The 16,495-nt window shown below is 33.4% G+C and carries 13 protein-coding genes; 6 read left to right on the top strand and 7 right to left on the bottom strand.

The features are described 5' to 3' along the window. Position 1: 1 nt before the first annotated feature. Entirely contained in the window at positions 2 to 766 is a 765-nt protein-coding gene (locus BT107_RS12025; protein ID WP_139254314.1) for a LytR/AlgR family response regulator transcription factor, read from the top strand. 86 nt (positions 767 to 852) lie between these two features. Here BT107_RS12025 and BT107_RS12020 read toward each other — a convergent pair whose 3' ends face one another. From BT107_RS12020 to BT107_RS12000, 5 genes are all read right to left on the bottom strand, one after another. After that, the gene (locus BT107_RS12020) at positions 853 to 1,443 is read right to left on the bottom strand and encodes a hypothetical protein (protein WP_072304056.1); all 591 of its coding nucleotides are present in this window, start codon (positions 1,441 to 1,443) and stop codon (positions 853 to 855) included. Positions 1,444 to 1,465: 22 nt separating this feature from the next. Further along, positions 1,466 to 2,380 carry an OmpA family protein gene (locus tag BT107_RS12015; RefSeq protein WP_072304055.1) on the bottom strand — a complete coding sequence of 305 codons (915 nt, stop codon included), beginning with the start codon at positions 2,378 to 2,380 and terminating at the stop codon, positions 1,466 to 1,468. A gap of 378 nt (positions 2,381 to 2,758) precedes the next feature. After that, on the bottom strand, positions 2,759 to 4,312 hold the full coding sequence (gene amaB, locus BT107_RS12010) for an L-piperidine-6-carboxylate dehydrogenase (protein ID WP_072304251.1): 1,554 nt from the start codon (positions 4,310 to 4,312) through the stop codon (positions 2,759 to 2,761). 115 nt (positions 4,313 to 4,427) lie between these two features. After that, on the bottom strand, positions 4,428 to 4,970 hold the full coding sequence (locus BT107_RS12005) for a 3-hydroxyanthranilate 3,4-dioxygenase (protein ID WP_072304054.1): 543 nt from the start codon (positions 4,968 to 4,970) through the stop codon (positions 4,428 to 4,430). A 150-nt stretch (positions 4,971 to 5,120) separates the two neighbouring features. After that, positions 5,121 to 5,588, bottom strand: coding sequence for a CAP domain-containing protein (locus tag BT107_RS12000; protein WP_072304053.1), 468 nt, complete (start codon positions 5,586 to 5,588; stop codon positions 5,121 to 5,123). Between the two features lie 181 nt (positions 5,589 to 5,769). Between BT107_RS12000 and BT107_RS11995 the strand changes: the two genes are divergently transcribed. After that, a complete protein-coding gene (locus tag BT107_RS11995; RefSeq protein ID WP_072304052.1) occupies positions 5,770 to 11,274 on the top strand; it encodes an alpha-2-macroglobulin family protein in 5,505 nt (1,834 codons plus the stop codon). A 70-nt stretch (positions 11,275 to 11,344) separates the two neighbouring features. Further along, positions 11,345 to 11,851 (top strand): DUF5004 domain-containing protein, encoded by a 507-nt coding sequence (locus BT107_RS11990; protein ID WP_084639227.1) that lies wholly within the window; start codon positions 11,345 to 11,347, stop codon positions 11,849 to 11,851. 81 nt (positions 11,852 to 11,932) lie between these two features. Here the strand turns inward: BT107_RS11990 and BT107_RS11985 are convergent, their stop codons facing one another. Next, positions 11,933 to 12,448 carry a CvpA family protein gene (locus tag BT107_RS11985; RefSeq protein ID WP_072304050.1) on the bottom strand — a complete coding sequence of 172 codons (516 nt, stop codon included), beginning with the start codon at positions 12,446 to 12,448 and terminating at the stop codon, positions 11,933 to 11,935. Positions 12,449 to 12,541: 93 nt separating this feature from the next. Here BT107_RS11985 and BT107_RS11980 point away from each other — a divergent pair, with 93 nt between their 5' ends. Genes BT107_RS11980 through pbpC form a run of 3 tightly spaced genes read left to right on the top strand, consistent with a single transcriptional unit; the run spans position 12,542 to position 15,611 of the window. Continuing rightward, a complete protein-coding gene (locus tag BT107_RS11980; RefSeq protein WP_072304049.1) occupies positions 12,542 to 12,898 on the top strand; it encodes a hypothetical protein in 357 nt (118 codons plus the stop codon). Positions 12,899 to 12,946: 48 nt separating this feature from the next. After that, positions 12,947 to 13,255 (top strand): antibiotic biosynthesis monooxygenase family protein, encoded by a 309-nt coding sequence (locus tag BT107_RS11975; protein WP_072304048.1) that lies wholly within the window; start codon positions 12,947 to 12,949, stop codon positions 13,253 to 13,255. Next, entirely contained in the window at positions 13,239 to 15,611 is a 2,373-nt protein-coding gene (gene pbpC, locus BT107_RS11970; RefSeq protein ID WP_072304047.1) for a penicillin-binding protein 1C, read from the top strand. Before BT107_RS11975 ends, pbpC begins: the two co-directional genes overlap by 17 nt. 33 nt (positions 15,612 to 15,644) lie before the next feature. Here the strand turns inward: pbpC and BT107_RS11965 are convergent, their stop codons facing one another. Next, positions 15,645 to 16,493 carry a hypothetical protein gene (locus tag BT107_RS11965; protein ID WP_072304046.1) on the bottom strand — a complete coding sequence of 283 codons (849 nt, stop codon included), beginning with the start codon at positions 16,491 to 16,493 and terminating at the stop codon, positions 15,645 to 15,647. Positions 16,494 to 16,495 lie beyond the last annotated feature (2 nt).

Raw genomic sequence — 16,495 nt, 5'->3', positions numbered from 1 at the left:
AATGAGAATTTTAATTTTAGAAGATGAGATACCAGCATACCAAAAACTAGTTTCTTTTGTTAAGGACTATTATGAAGAAGATATTCCTCATGATTGGGCACGTTCTAACGCAGAAGGTAAAGAGTTTTTAGCTGAAAATAAATACGACTTTATACTATCTGATATTCAGCTGTTAGATGGTGTTTCTTTTGATTTGTATAACGAGGTTTCTATAGACGTGCCAATATTATTTTGTTCTGCGCATGACGAGTATTTGTTCGAGGCATTTAATACAAACGGTATAGCATATATATTAAAGCCATACACACAATTGGACTTTAAAAAGGCAATGGAAAAATACCAGTCCTTGTTTATCCAAGGAGATTATAACTCGCTTTCCCATAAAACCATTTCTAAACTTAAACTTGCTTTACAAGAAGAGCATAACAATTATAAAAAACGATTTGTAATAAAAAAGGCAAAGGGAATTCAGCTTTTAAATGTTTCAGAAATTTGCAAGGTAGAGGCTTCAGGAGATTTTTGTATTGCTACAGATGCTAACGGTAAACGACATACAATTTCTTCAAATTTAGGCACAATTCACCAACAGCTGCATCCATCTAAATTTTTTAAAATAAATAGAAGCGAGCTAATAAACATAGACTATATAGAAAACATAGAAAGTCATTTTAAAAATAGATTGCTATTAAAAATGAATGGTATAAAAGAAAAAGTAATGACAAGTTCGTCTACAACAGCAGAGTTTAGAAAGTGGTTAGAGCAATAATGTAATTAGTATAGTACTGCTTTTTGTAAAAAATAAAACCCGATTCTACTATATAGAATCGGGTTTTTTATTTGATTGTAAAATGTTTATAATTTACCGTGTTTATGCTCACTTTGCCACTTTTTCAAGTCGGCCCATTTACCTTCATAACACATTTTGGCTTGCATAGGCCAAGAAGAAGGATCATGTATTCTGTAACGTTCGCCACCAGAGTTTAAAACCTCTTGGCATTTAGCAACAGGAGCTTCAGATAAAGCTTTCCAGGTTTTAATATCAAAATTATGGAATAAGCCTTCAATTTTAGGTCCAATACCTTCAACTAGTTTTAAATCGTCTTGTTTTACTTTTTTACCAAAAGCAGTTTTTGCTGCAAGAGCATCAAAAGCAATGCCTGTGTTTTCGGTAGGAGTTGGTGCCATTGCAACAGGAGCAACAGTAGCAGTAGCAGTTTTAGCTTTTGCTCTACACGCATCTAAATCTGCCTGTAATTGTGAGTTGTTAGCTGCAAGTTTATCTTTGTCTGTAACAAGCTTAGAGTTCTTGTCTTTCCAGATTTGAAGATCCTCAGAGTTGTCTATTACTTCTTTGTTTCCTCTTCCTAATAGGTAACCTAGAATTGCGCAAATTATCCCTACTAAAGCAGGTATAATCCAACACCAGATGTTTGTGTTTTCCATGTTTAATTTAGTTTATGTGTTATTACTTTAATGTTACTACTGTTCTTCTATTTTTTGCTCTGCCTTCTTCTGTGTCATTGGTTTCTATAGGTACATCTGGACCTTTAGAAGAAGCACTAACTTTGGTAGCAGAAATACCATTGTTTACTAAATATTGTTTTGCAAATTCTGCTCTACTAAGACCTAAGCTTATATTTTTATTTCTATCCCCTGTATTATCTGTATGTCCAATTACAGTACAAAGAGCACCGTCTACTTTGTCTAAGTAGATAGATATATCTGCAATTTTTTGACGTTGTTCAGCAGTTAAGTTAATAGCAGCTTCTCCTGTTTTAAAATGTAGAACTAAAGGGTTATCTTTTATTTTTTGATAAAGCGTACTCATCTGTTCGCTATTATCTTCATTTACGCCAACAGTGTATGCAACTGGTCCTAAATAAATAGAATCTTTAGCAACCATATCTTCTTTTAATTGTCCTGTTATATTAAGGTTAGAAGATGGTATACCTTTAGCAACCATATAATTTTTAACAGTATTAGCTCTTGCAATACCTAAATTAGGAAATGCAGAATTGTTGGTTTCACTGTCTTTATAATAGCCAGTAATAGTTACGGCATTGTTTGGGTCTTGTTCTACATACTTCTTTATGGCATCTACACCAGTATCTACTTTTTTGGATAATGGATCTAAAATGGCAAAACCAGAAGTATTAAAGTTAAAGTTGTCGTTTGTAGTATAACTAAATCCGTTTCCTTCTAAAGAAAAGGGGTACGATGTTGCTTCTGGAACAACAGGGGTTTTTACTTGTTCTTGGTTTTTATCTACAGGTGTATCTGTTGCGGTATTTCCACAGCATGAACAACAAGTATAATAAAAGTAAGTTCCTACTAGAATTGTAATAATAATTCCGAGCAGGTACATTAGTTTTTTTGTCATAATGGTCTGGTTTTTTTGTGTTTACGCTACAATTTAGAAAAAAAAATATGTAAAATGTTAAAAATGTTAAAGAAATATACATTGTTAAACTTTTTTTAATCAATATTTTACTTTCAATATGCAATTTTACCAGTTATGTACAAAAACCTACCAGATATACATTGTTTGTAGACAGATATATATTTGTATGAAAAAATATGGGATAATAGTTTTACTTTTAAAGTATCATAGTAGATGAAAAAACCCTGTTCTCCCGAAAAGTTCGGCATTGAATTTGGGTTTTTTTTTATTCAATGATTTAGTTATATATATAGGTACAATAAAGCCGCTGTCTACATTAAGTAAACAGCGGCTTTTTATAAGGGGTAGTACTTATCCTTATAAGTTAAATTTAATACCTTGAGCCAAAGGTAGCTCTGTAGTATAGTTAATTGTATTTGTTTGTCTTCTCATATATACTTTCCAAGCATCAGATCCAGACTCACGTCCGCCACCTGTTTCTTTTTCACCACCAAAAGCACCGCCTATTTCGGCACCAGAAGTTCCTATGTTTACGTTAGCAATACCACAATCTGATCCTTGTACAGATAAGAAGTGTTCTGCTTCTCGTAAGTTGTTTGTCATTATAGCAGAAGATAATCCTTGTGCCACACCATTTTGTATGTCAAGCGCATTTTCTATAGTGCCAGAGTATTTTAATAAATACAAGATAGGAGCAAAAGTTTCGTGCTGTACAATTTCAAAAGAATTTTCAGCTTCAGCAATTGCAGGTTTTACATAGCAACCACTTTCATAACCTTCTCCTTCTAAAACGCCACCTTCAACAACAATATTGCCACCTTCTGCAACTACTTTTTCTAGTGCATTTTGGTACATTTTTACCGCATCTTTATCTATAATTGGACCAACATGGTTGTTTTCGTCTAATGGGTTACCAATACGTAATTGGTTGTATGCACTTACTACAGCATCTTTTACCTTATCGTACATAGATTCATGTATAATTAATCTACGTGTAGAAGTACAACGTTGGCCAGCTGTACCTACGGCTCCAAATACGGCACCAATAACTGTCATTTTAATATCTGCATCTGGAGTAACAATAATTGCATTGTTACCACCTAATTCTAATAAAGTATTTCCTAAACGACCAGCAACTTCTTTTGCAACAATTTTACCCATTCTTGTAGATCCTGTAGCAGAAATTAAAGGAATACGAGTATCTTTAGTCATCATTTCACCAACAGCATAGTCACCATTAATTAGGTTACAAATACCTTCTGGTAAACCGTTAGCAGCAAATACTTCTGCAGCTATGTTTTGGCAAGCAACACCACACATTGGTGTTTTTTCACTTGGTTTCCAAACACAAACATCTCCACAGATCCAAGCTAAAGCTGTATTCCAAGCCCAAACTGCAACTGGAAAGTTAAAAGCAGAAATTATACCTACAACACCAAGCGGGTGGTATTGCTCGTACATTCTGTGTCCTGGGCGTTCAGAGTGCATTGTTAGACCATGTAATTGTCTAGATAAACCAACTGCAAAGTCACAGATGTCTATCATTTCTTGTACCTCTCCTAAACCTTCTTGGTAACTTTTACCCATTTCATAAGAAACAAGTTTACCAAGAGCTTCTTTTTTTTCTCTTAATTTATCTCCAAACTGACGCACAATTTCTCCACGTAAAGGAGCTGGTGTTGTTCTCCAAGTTTTAAAAGCAGAAGTAGCAGCTTGCATTACTTTAGCGTAATCTTCTTTAGTAGTGGCTTTTACTTTACCAATAAGTTTACCATCTACAGGAGAATAACTCTCTATAATATCTCCACTAGAAAAATTAGTAGAACCCGTTGAGGTTCCTTCATTAATATCTTTAAGGCCTAATTGTTTTAAGGCGCTTTCTATTCCAAAAGTTGCTGCTATTTTTGACATTTTTATAACTTTTATATTAAAAATTGTTGTGTTTCTCACAAATTTACAAATAAATGTGCTTTGTTTAACAAAACAAAAGAGTTGGTTTTGGATGGTAAAATTTAAGGTAAATTACCTAATCTTCATCTGCAATATACCTAGTGTCTACAGGCATTACAGTACCACAATTATCACAAGTACGGTGCTCTTTAGAACCATAAAATGTTTTAAAATGACCTAAAAAATCTTTTTCTATATCATTAAGTGTAAAGTAGGCCTCATACAACTTGTGGTTGCAATTATCACAATACCAAAGCAAGCCATCATCTACACCAAGATTGTTACGCTTTCTTTCTATTACTAAGCCAATAGAGTCTTTTTGGCGCACGGGTGAATGGGGTACTTTTGCAGGGTGTAAATACATATCTCCTGGACCAAGTTGCATTGTCTTTTTTTTGCCATCTTCTTGTATGTGTACTTCTATATTACCTTCTAATTGGTAAAAAAGTTCTTCAGTTTCATTGTAATGATAATCTTTTCTGGCATTAGGACCAGCAACTACCATAACTATATAGTCACCAGCATCTTTGTATAAATTCTTATTGCCAACAGGTGGTTTAAGTGTGTCTCTATTTTCAGAGATCCATTTGTTTAAATTAAAAGGTGCTTTTATAGACATAATTCTTTTCTTTTTTAAGCTAAGTGCTCATCAAATTTAAGAAAAGAAAATAGTTTTATACAGCTTAAGGATATAAGATTTTTGTAAAGTAGTAATACCTTATATTATCATCTAAAAAATGAAATATTGAGACTGTTAAAAGGAAAAATATTATTTGTAGAACAATTGAGTAAAGTAATAATTGCCATCTTGTTTGTGCATAACACTAATTCCCGTATGGGTGTACTCTCCTTCTAAGTTGGCTTTATGGTCACTACTTTGTAACCAATTAAGCATTACTTGTTCTGCAGTGTCATAATTACTGGCAATATTTTCAGCAATATAATTAGCATTTGTTTTTGCAGATATAGCTTTTGCTCTTTCTTGAAAATTAGTGTGACTAAAATCTGCTGTAGTAACCATATACAAGGTGTGCTCTTCTGCATATTGTTGTGCAACTTTACTTTGTTCTAGTGGTAGTATACCTAAAGACTCTCTGTGTTGGTTGACTAGCGTAAATAATTTAGCCTCTATTTCTTTGTTGCTGGTTGTTAGTGAATTGTTGTCTGTACTGTCTTTAGAACAGCTTATAAATACCAGTACAAATAGTATTGATAAAAAAAATGGTTTGTTTAACATGCGTAATCTACAAAATGGGACGTTAGTAGTTTATGATATGGTTAAGATATATAAAAAGTTTATAAAAAACTCTAAATAAATGCGTTCTTAACACAATTATTTGTTTTAACAAGACATTCCCCTGTTTTCAGGGAGTATTGTATGTCCTATTTAACTGTACTTTTACCAAAACTAATTTTTTATGAAAACCAAGTCTATCCTTTTTATGCTGTTAATTGCCCTTTTTTTTGGGTGTAAAAAAAAGACAACAGTTGTAGATGCTGAGTCTGCCGCAAAATATGTGGAGTATGTGTCTGAGTATACAAACGGTATAATATCTACCAATTCTCCTATACATATAGTATTAGCACAACCAGTAGAAGCTTGGAAAAGCGGAAAGGAATTAAATTCTAATATTCTAGAGATAAGCCCCAGTGTAAACGGAACTTTAAAAGCTTTAAATGATAAAACTATTGTTTTTACGCCTAAAGAACCATTAAAGCAAGATTCGCAGTATACATTTCAATTAAATTTAAAAGAGATTTATAAAGATGTACCAGAAGATTTAGAAGAGTTTGCTTTTTTTATAAATACAATTAAACAAGATTTTAGTGTAACACTAAGCCCAATGCAGGCATACTCTAAAGAATATCAATATATAGATATGCAGGTTAGAACTGCAGATGAATTGTCTTTAGAAACTGCAAAAAAATTAGTAAAAGGTTTATATAAAGGAAAAGAATTAAAAATTAAATACAACAACCAACCAGAAAGTGGTACTCAATTTCAGTTTAAGTTAGATAGTATTAAAAGGTACAAGGAAGATGAAAAACTTGTTATAGCATACAGCGGTAAATCTTTTAATATAGATACAGAAGGTAAGATAGATGTTGTAATCCCAGGTAAAAATAATTTTTCAATTTTAGATGTAACTGTAGAGCAGACTCAAAGCCCTGTAGTTAAAATAAATTTTTCTGATCCACTTAAAAAAGGTCAGAATTTTAAAGGTTTAGTACTTTTAGAGAACGATGAAAATCCAAGATTTTCAATTAAAGGAAATACATTAAGAGTATACCCATCAGACAGTCACTCTGGTACTGTTTTATTAGAAGTTTTTGATGGTATACAAAGTGTAGATGGCGTAAAGCTTAAGAATAAGTTTGAAGAGCGTATTGCTTTTGAACAAATTAAGCCACAAGTTAGAGTATTGTCTAATGCAACTATATTGCCTTCTTCAACCAACTTAAAAGTAAATTTTGAAGCTGTTAATTTAAAAGCAGTAGACGTTAAGGTTTTTCGTATTTATGAAAACAATGTACTTCAGTTTTTACAAGTAAGTGAATTAAACGGAAGTAATGAGTTACGTAGAGTAGCAAGACCAATAGGAGGTAAAAAATTAGAACTTCAAGATAGATTAACGGTAAACAATGGTAAATGGCAAGCACATGCTTTAGATTTAACTAATTTAATTACTCCAGAAAAAGGAGCTATTTATAGAGTAGAGTTTTCATTTAAACCACAATACAGTTTATATACTTGTGATGGTACTAATTTTGATTCAGAGGAAGAAGAGAAAGAAGAATCTTTTGATGAAGAAACAGAGAGTAGCTATTGGGATTATTCTGAAGACTACTATAATTATGATTATGATTGGAGCGAGAGAGAAAATCCTTGTCATACATCTTACTATAGAAATAAAAAAGCTAGTGTAAATATACTTGCTACAGATATTGGTGTAACAATTAAGAAAGGTCTAAACAATAGTTATTTTGTTGCTACGGCAGATCTTGTTACAACAAAGCCTATTGTAGGTGCAAAGGTTACTTTTTACAATTACCAACAACACGCACTAGGTACAGTTACAACAAGTGCAGAAGGAGTTTCTTTCTTTGATGCAGAAAGCGTTGCCTTTTTTGCAGTTGCAGAACATAAAGGACAAAAAACATATATAAAACTTAACGATGGTAATGCACTATCTGTAAGTAAGTTTAAGGTAGCTGGTGTTAAATTGCAAAAAGGAATTAAAGGATATATTTTTGCAGAACGTGGTGTTTGGCGCCCAGGAGATAATATATTCTTATCTTTTGTTTTAAATGATAATGCTAACAAATTACCAGCAAATCATCCTGTAAAATTAGAATTATTAGACCCATATAATAAAGTTGTACATAGAGAGATAAAGACAAATAGTTTAAACAATTTCTACAACTTTCCTGTACAAACAGATGATGATGTACCTACAGGAGACTGGTTGGTAAAAGTATCTGTTGGTGGAGCAGAATTTACAAAGACTATTAAAATTGAGACCATTAAACCTAACCGTTTAAAAATTAAGAACGATTTTGGAGCAGATATCTTGGTTGGTGGTAAGCAAATAAAAGGAACTATGGAGGTTAAGTGGTTGCACGGTGCAATTGCTAAAAACTTAAATACAGATATAGCAGCTAAATTTAATACTAAGACAACAGAGTTTAAAAACTACCCAGGTTATGTTTTTGACGATCCAAGTAGGTCTTTTTCTGCAGAGGAACAAATGGTTTACAGTGGTAAGATAGATGCAGAAGGTAAAGCCAACTTCTCTATTAATCCGCAGTTAGAGGGTAACCCTCCAGGAATGTTACAAGCTGCTTTTGTAACTAAAGTTTATGAAAACGGAGGCGATTTTAGCACAGACGTTTTTACAAAACCATATTCTCCTTACAACACATATATAGGTCTTAATGCTCCTAAAGGCGATAAGTCTAAAGGGATGTTGTTAACAGATATAAAACATAATTTTGAAGTGGTTTCTGTTGATGAAAACGGAAATCCAAAAGCAGCTAAAAACCTAAAAGTTACTATCTACAAAATACAGTGGAGATGGTGGTGGGACACTTCTGAAGATAACCTAACTCACTACGGAAATAGTGGTTATAGAAATAAGGTTTACGAAAAAACAATTACTACAAACTCTAAAGGAAAAGGTAATTTTGAGTTTGAACTTAAGTACCCAGACTGGGGAAGATATTTAGTTAGAGTTGAAGATGAAAATGGCGGACATGCAACTGGTAAAGCAGTGTATATAGATTGGCCAGGTTGGGCAGGAAAATCTAAAAAGAACGATCCTTCTGCAGCAACAATGTTATTGTTCTCATCAGACAAAGAAAAGTATAATGTAGGCGAAACAGCAACATTTACATTTCCAAGTTCTGAAAACGGAAGAGCTTTAGTTACTGTAGAAAATGGTAGCGAGGTGTTAGAATCTATTTGGGTAGAAACCGAAAAAGGTGAAACCAAATTTACAATGCCAATGACTAAAGAATATACGCCAAATGTATTTATACATATTTCTTTATTACAACCACACGCATCTACGCTAAACGATTTACCTATTAGAATGTATGGTGTAATTCCGATTTCTGTAGAAAACAAAGAAACAAAGTTACAGCCAAAAATTACAATGCCAGATGTATTACGTCCAGAGGAAACAGTAACGGTTAATGTTGGCGAAGAAAATGGCAAAGCAATGACGTATACTATAGCTATTGTAGACGAAGGATTATTAGACTTAACAAGGTTTAAAACACCAAACCCTTGGGGAACATTCTATGCTAATGAAGCATTGGGTGTAAAAACTTGGGATATTTATGATGATGTTATTGGTGCCTTTGGAGGTAGAATTAATCAAGTATTTGCTATTGGTGGAGATGATGAAATGGCAGGTGCTAAAAATAAAAAAGCGAATAGGTTTGAGCCTATGGTTGTGCATTTAGGTCCTTTTAAATTAGAAAAAGGACAAACTAAAGCACATAAAATTAAAATACCTAAATATGTAGGTTCTGTTAGAACTATGGTGGTTGCTGCAGATGCAGAAAAAGAAGCGTACGGTAGCGAAGAAAAAACAACGCCAGTACGTAAACCATTAATGATTTTAGCTTCTTTACCACGTAAAATAACTCCGGGTGAGTCTGTAATACTTCCTGTGACTGTTTTTGCAATGGAGAAAAAAGTTAAGAACGTAAAAATAAAAATTAAGGACAACGAAGCATTTACAATAGAAGCAGGCAATACTAAGTCACTTAGATTTGATCAACCAGATGAGAAAATGGCTTATTTTGTACTAAAAGTATCAGACTTTAAAGGTATTGGTAAGGTTGTCGTAGAAGCTTCAGGTGGTGGAGAAAAAGCATCTTTTGAAATTCCAATAGATGTTGTAAATCCTAACCCAGTAACAGCAGATGCATCAAACTATGTAGTAGAACCAAATAGCACACAAACAATAGATTTACAAACGTTTGGTGTTGCGGGTACAAATACTGCAGAAATAGAAGTGTCTACATTACCAGCAATGAATTTTAATGGTAGAATGCAGTACTTAATTCGTTACCCACACGGTTGCGTAGAGCAAACTACATCTGGTGCTTTTCCTCAGTTATTTTTAGCAGATATTTTTGATATGCCTAAGGCTAAAAAAGAAGAAGTACAGAAAAATGTAGAAATGGCTGTAAATCGTTTAGCAGGTTTTCAAACTAATAGTGGTGGTTTGTCTTACTGGCAAGGACAAAGCAATCCTAACGATTGGGGAACAAGTTATGCTGGTCACTTTATGTTAGAAGCAGAGAAAAAAGGTTATGTATTACCAATTGGTTTTAAATCTAAGTGGATTACATATCAGAAAAACGTAGCAAAACAATTTAGAAATAGCGGAAGATATACAGAGTTAACACAAGCATACCGTTTGTACACACTTGCATTGGCAGGTAGTGCAGATGTAGCTTCTATGAACAGGTTACAAGAATCTAAAGATTTATCTAACCAATCTAAATTAAGATTAGCAGCTGCGTATGCACTTATTGGACAAAAATCTGTAGCTACTAGTTTAATGAATAGTGCTGTGTTAGAGTTTACAAACGAGAGACACAACTATTCTACCTTTGGCTCATCAGAAAGAAACAGAGCAATGGCGTTAGAGACTATGGTGCTTATGCAAAATAAGGTTAAGTCTCAGCAATTGGCATTAACAGTTGCAGAAAGACTAAATAGCAAGGATTATATGAGTACACAGAGTACAGCATATAGTTTATTAGCAATGGCAAAATTTGCAAACCTGGTTGGTGGTAAAGGCATTAAGGCAACCATAAAAGTTAATGGTAAGAGCGAAACTATCTCAACAAGTAAAACACTTGCAAATAGAATCTTAAATATCAAAAGAGGAAACAACTCTATAACACTTAAAAATAACGAGGGCAATACGCTTTATGTTACTTTAGTAAATAGCGGTAAGTTGCCTGTTGGTGAAGAAAGAGCGGTGCAAAACAACCTTTCGGCAACTATAGTTTATAAGTCTAGAAATGGTAGTACTATAGACCCTTCAAAAATAGAGCAAGGAACAGATTTTGTTGCAGAGGTAACACTTAAAAACACAACTGGTAACAGCATAAAAAATGTAGCTTTAACAGAGGTTTTCCCTAGCGGATGGGAAATTGTAAACACACGTTTTACAGACTTTGGAAACTTTGCAGAAAACAATGTTACACATACAGATTTAAGAGATGATAGGGCTAATTTCTACTTTGATTTAAGAGAGAATGAAACAAAAAGCTTTAGAATATTATTAAACGCATCTTATTTAGGAACGTACTACTTGCCAGGCGTACAAGCAGAGGCAATGTACGATCATGATTACTTAGTGCGTACCAAAGGTCATTGGGTAGAAGTTGTAAAATAAAAGCAACTTCTACGCAACCATTTAATCTTTTTAGATTCTACTTATTATATAACAATATAAAATTAGAATTATGAAAATTAAGTTAATTGGTGTTTGTTTACTAGGTTTTTTATTTTTTAACTGTAATACAGATAACGAGCCTAGTTGTGCAGAAGATTTTACCGGAGCTTTAACGGCTACAGAAACTGTTTTAGAAGGTACATGGGCGTTAACAGCAATAGAATCTAGTGTAGCAATAGACTTAACAGACGATCAAGAAGATAACGCTATAAAAGACATTTATAGTCAAAGTACAGATTGCCAAAACGATGCTGTTTATAGTTTTTTGTCTAGTAGATCTTTTAGTTTAAAACAAGGGTATGTTGCAGAAGATTGTGAGCAAAAAAGCAGTATAACAGGTAGCTGGCAATTATCAGGAGACATATTAAGTCTTGTAAATTCTTGTACTGTTTTTAATGTAGAAATAGAAGTTAACGAAGAAGAAACGGCCTTTACAGTAAGTAATGTTTTAAATCTAAGAGATATAGACAATAAAATTGTGCAGGCAAACGTAACATATACATACACTAAAAGTTAAATTTTAGTATAATAAATTAGAGCACCTAAGTTCTTCTTAGGTGTTTTTTTATTGCTTTTTTTAAATGCTATTGCTAAAAAGTTAAAGTGTATCTGTGGTGTTAGTTTCTGTATTGGTTTCTTCCATAACATAAGCAAACACAAGCTCACCAATCCTTTTAACAGGATTGTAAAGTGCAGAACTTTCTATAGTTTCTTGTTTTACAATTTCTAAATTATTATTGGCCTTGTCTAAAAATATAAGCAATGCACCAATAATTATAGCCACTTTTAAAGTGCCAAAAATAGCACCAGCTAATCGGTTTAAGGTTCCTAGCATAACAGCTTTTGCAACTTTGGTAAGTAATTTACCAACAAGATTTATTATAAGAACAACAACAATAAAAGTTAAAATAGAAGAAGAAATATTAATGGTACTTTGGTCCCATTGCCATTTTTCTGTAAGATAATTACCAATAATATAAGAGAAATGAATAGCAGCATAAATACCAGCAATAAGGGCAACTAAAGAAGCAAGTTCTATTAAAAGTCCGTTTTTAATGCCTTTGTAAAGGCCCCAAATTAGTAGTATTCCTAAAATAATGTCTAAAAAATTCATTCTCAAGTGTTTTTACAAATATAGGATATTGATTTGTACCTTTACATCTTTGTAAAAAACAGAAGAAAATAGAACTAAATTGTAATTATAAGAATGTCAAGAGATACCGAATTAAAAGAAAGATGGGATGTTCTAATAGAAAAATTATCGGCACAATTTGCAGATGGTGATGTGTTAGAGTTAGATGCAATTATTTACTTGGTAGGTGTACAAGAATTAGGTAAGCCACACGCTACATATAAAAAAGACGAAAAAATAAACTTAATGCATATTGCCATTTGTAGGTTATTAGAACCATACGGGTATTATGAGTTTGAGATGTTTGACGAAGAAGGCTGGCCACATTACATTATAAAAGAAGAATTACCAACATTAAAAGCAGGTGAACAAACTGTTCTTATGAAAGAAGCGTTGGTAAACTACTTTATAGAAAAACAATATATAGTATAAGTTTTTAGGTTGATATTGCTGTGGGTATTAAAGTAATTTTTAAATAGAATGAAGAATAACGAACCATATTACGCTGTAATTTTTACATCAACCAAAACAATAGAAGATAACGGGTACAACCAAATGGCTATTCAGATGGAAGAATTGGCTCAAAAACAACCTGGATTTTTAGGTATAGAAAGCGCTAGAGAATCTGTTGGTATTACGGTAAGTTACTGGCAGAGTTTAGAGGCTATTGCCAATTGGAAAAACCACGCAGACCATACATTTGCCCAACACAAAGGAAACAAGGAATGGTACACTTGGTATAAAGTTAGAATTTGTAAAGTAGAGCGCGAGTATGAGTTTTTTAAGTAAGATAAAAAACACTAGCGTTGGTAGGTTTGTAGCAAAACATCCTAAAAAGAGCAGCGTGTTGGCAATACTCTTAATTGCCTATTATTTCTGTTTGCCAAAACAACTTTTTAATTCGCCTACAGCAACCGTTGTAGAGAGTAGAGAGGGCGTTCTTTTAGGAGCCCAAATAGCTAGCGATGGCCAATGGCGTTTTCCAGAAGTAGATAGTATTCCTAAAAAGTTTGAGCATTGTTTACTTCAGTTTGAAGATGCACATTTTTACCAACACTTTGGTTTTAATCCGGTTTCTATAGCAAATGCAGTTGTACAAAATATAAAAGCAGGTAAAACAGTACGTGGTGGTAGTACCATTACACAACAAGTAATACGTTTGGCTCGTGAGGGTAAAAAAAGATCGTACGCAGAAAAATTTATAGAACTTATTTGGGCAACACGTTTAGAGTTGAGGTCTTCTAAAGAAGAAATTTTAAAAATGTATGCCAGTAACGCACCTTATGGTGGTAATGTTGTTGGTTTAGAAGTTGCTTCTTGGCGTTATTTTGGGTTAAAATCGCATCAATTATCTTGGGCAGAAACAGCTACTTTAGCCGTTTTGCCAAATGCACCAAGTTTAATATATCCAGGTAAAAATCAACAACGGTTGTTAAAAAAGAGAAACCGATTACTAAAAAAACTTTTAGAAGAGGGTATAATAGACAAAACTACATACAGTTTATCACTTTTAGAAGAATTGCCGCAAAAACCATATGCTTTGCCGCAAACAGCACAACATTTGGTAACGCATATTGCCCAAAAACATAAGGGAGAAAGAATAGTAAGTAGCATTAAAGCACCATTGCAAGCCAATGTAAATGCTGTGGTTCAAAAACATTATTCGCACTTAAAACAAAATCAGGTGTTTAATGCCGCTGTTTTGGTTTTAGACGTGCATACCCGTAAAGTTATGGCGTATGTAGGGAACACAAAAACAGACAGACAACACCAGAAAGATGTAGATATGGTACAAGCCAACCGTAGTACAGGTAGTACCATAAAACCATTATTGTACACAGCAATGTTAGATGCTGGCGAGCTTATACCAGATATGTTGGTAGCAGATATACCAACGCAAATAGCAGGATACTCGCCTCAGAATTTTAATGAGAATTTTAGTGGCGCAGTACAAGCAAAAAAGGCATTGGCTAGATCGTTAAATATTCCGTCAGTTAGATTATTACAATCGTACGGGTTGCAAAAATTTAGAGACCAATTAGAATTTTTTAATCTAAAAGGAATTAATAAGCCAGCAGATCATTACGGACTAACTCTAATTTTAGGAGGTGCAGAAAGTAGCTTGTGGGATTTATGTAAAACCTATGCTTCTATGGCTTCTACAGTAAATCATTTTAATACAACCTCTAGCGAGTATTATACAAAAGAGTTTGCAGAACCTATTTTACAAGATAGTCAAGAGGTAGATTTTGGATCTAAATCTACCCAAAAAACAATTTTTGATGCCGCAAGTATGTACTTAACTTTTGAGGCTATGAAAGAGGTAAACAGACCAGAAGGACAAGAGTCTTGGGAGTTTTATGATTCTTCTAAACAAATTGCGTGGAAAACAGGAACTAGTTTTGGAAACAAAGATGCTTGGGCAATTGGTGTTACAAAAGACCAAGTTGTTGGTGTATGGGTTGGTAATGCAGATGGCGAGGGAAGACCTAATGTAACCGGTGTTTCTAGTGCAGCTCCTATTTTGTTCGATGTTTTTAATGTACTGCCTAAGACAAAATGGTTTTTAGAACCTTTAGATGAGTTTACAGAAATAGATGTTTGTGCTACTAGCGGGTATTTGGCAACTCCTATTTGTCCGGTAAAGAAAATAAAGATTCCTGCTAAGCAAAACTACGTAGAAGCTTGTCCGTACCATAAATTGGTGCATTTAGATGCTAAGCAACAGTTTCAGGTAAATACGTCTTGTGAGCCCTTAGAAACAATGGTGAGTAAGCCTTGGTTTGTATTACCTCCATTACAAGAGTTTTATTATAAAAAAACCAATGTTACTTATAAAACGTTACCAAGTTTTAGAAACGATTGTAAAACAGAGAATGCTAAGGTAATGGAGTTTATTTACCCTAAAAGCGGCGCAAAAATAACGTTGCCTAAAAACTTTGAAGGAAACACCAATGAGGTTGTTTTTAAGTTGGCACACGCTAAAACAAAAACCAAGGTTTTTTGGTATGTAGATGATGAGTTTGTAAAACAAACTTCGGACTTTCACGAAATTGCTGTGAAACCCAAACCGGGAGTACATAAAATTACAGTGGTAGATGAGGTTGGTAACGATGCTGTAATTTGGATAACAATACTAGAATAACTTAAAAGTTATTCTAGTATTGTTATTGCATTTTTATGGTAATATTACGTTTGCTACTTTAAATGTATGCTCTTTTAAAGCACCGTCACTTTCTATTAAAATCTCAATCTTCCAGTTAGGCTGTGCTGCTTCTTTTAAACTAATACTAAGTTTGTGTTCTCCGTATTGACTTCTACCATAGTTCATTTTTTTACCTTCAGCATTAAAGATTAAAATATCTACAATTTTCTCTTTAGGGTCTTCTAGGTAAAACGACAAGGCATTTTCATCACCAAAACCACCAAAACCTTCAAAAAATTGTTTAAAAGCATCAACAGTTTCTGCCATACCTTCGCCAAGGACTCCAGATTCCTTAAGCTCATCAACCTTTTTCTGGTATTCTTTTTCGTCCTTCTCTTTTAGTTTATCTAAAGCCTCTTTGTCTACCAAAGTAAGCTTTACATCCTTGTATTTTTTAGACAGTAAATTTTTGTTGTAACTCTCTAGCGGGTTGTTAATTATTACTTTTCCGCCATTAGCTTCAGTTGGACTAAAATATTTTATTACACCATCAATGTTAACTAGTTTAGTAGCTTTACGTGTTGGCGCTTCTAGTTTAATTTTAAATTCGTTGTCGCTACTGTAATCGTCTCCAAAAAAGCTTTCTTTTTTCTGTAAGGTATTTCCATCATCTGCAGAAGCATTTGTAATAGATTTTATTTTTATCTGGTTTAGATCATCAATCTTAATACCTTGTACTAAAGCTGTTAGTTCTACATAACTATCATCTGTATCTAAACGTCTTTCTTCTTTTACATCTTTTATAAATAAATTTATTTCTTGTGCGGCAGCAAACTTAGCGCAAAGACCAAAGACAATGCATACGAGTATTTTTTTTGTCATTT

The organism is Cellulophaga fucicola (assembly GCF_900119145.1).
In the GTDB taxonomy this organism is placed as follows: Bacteria; Bacteroidota; Bacteroidia; order Flavobacteriales; family Flavobacteriaceae; genus Cellulophaga; species Cellulophaga fucicola.
The sequence above is the reverse complement of the archived record's forward strand: the minus strand, read 5'-3'. Positions and strand labels throughout refer to the sequence as shown.

Coding starts and splice junctions, on each gene's coding strand:
- BT107_RS12015 (WP_072304055.1), bottom strand. CDS start 2,380: ATGACAAAAAAACTAATGTACCTGCTCGGAATTATTATTACAATTCTA.
- BT107_RS11985 (WP_072304050.1), bottom strand. CDS start 12,448: ATGAATTTTTTAGACATTATTTTAGGAATACTACTAATTTGGGGCCTT.
- BT107_RS11995 (WP_072304052.1), top strand. CDS start 5,770: ATGAAAACCAAGTCTATCCTTTTTATGCTGTTAATTGCCCTTTTTTTT.
- pbpC (WP_072304047.1), top strand. CDS start 13,239: ATGAGTTTTTTAAGTAAGATAAAAAACACTAGCGTTGGTAGGTTTGTA.
- BT107_RS11980 (WP_072304049.1), top strand. CDS start 12,542: ATGTCAAGAGATACCGAATTAAAAGAAAGATGGGATGTTCTAATAGAA.
- BT107_RS12000 (WP_072304053.1), bottom strand. CDS start 5,588: ATGTTAAACAAACCATTTTTTTTATCAATACTATTTGTACTGGTATTT.
- BT107_RS12020 (WP_072304056.1), bottom strand. CDS start 1,443: ATGGAAAACACAAACATCTGGTGTTGGATTATACCTGCTTTAGTAGGG.
- BT107_RS11965 (WP_072304046.1), bottom strand. CDS start 16,493: ATGACAAAAAAAATACTCGTATGCATTGTCTTTGGTCTTTGCGCTAAG.
- BT107_RS12005 (WP_072304054.1), bottom strand. CDS start 4,970: ATGTCTATAAAAGCACCTTTTAATTTAAACAAATGGATCTCTGAAAAT.
- BT107_RS12025 (WP_139254314.1), top strand. CDS start 2: ATGAGAATTTTAATTTTAGAAGATGAGATACCAGCATACCAAAAACTA.
- BT107_RS11990 (WP_084639227.1), top strand. CDS start 11,345: ATGAAAATTAAGTTAATTGGTGTTTGTTTACTAGGTTTTTTATTTTTT.
- BT107_RS11975 (WP_072304048.1), top strand. CDS start 12,947: ATGAAGAATAACGAACCATATTACGCTGTAATTTTTACATCAACCAAA.
- amaB (WP_072304251.1), bottom strand. CDS start 4,312: ATGTCAAAAATAGCAGCAACTTTTGGAATAGAAAGCGCCTTAAAACAA.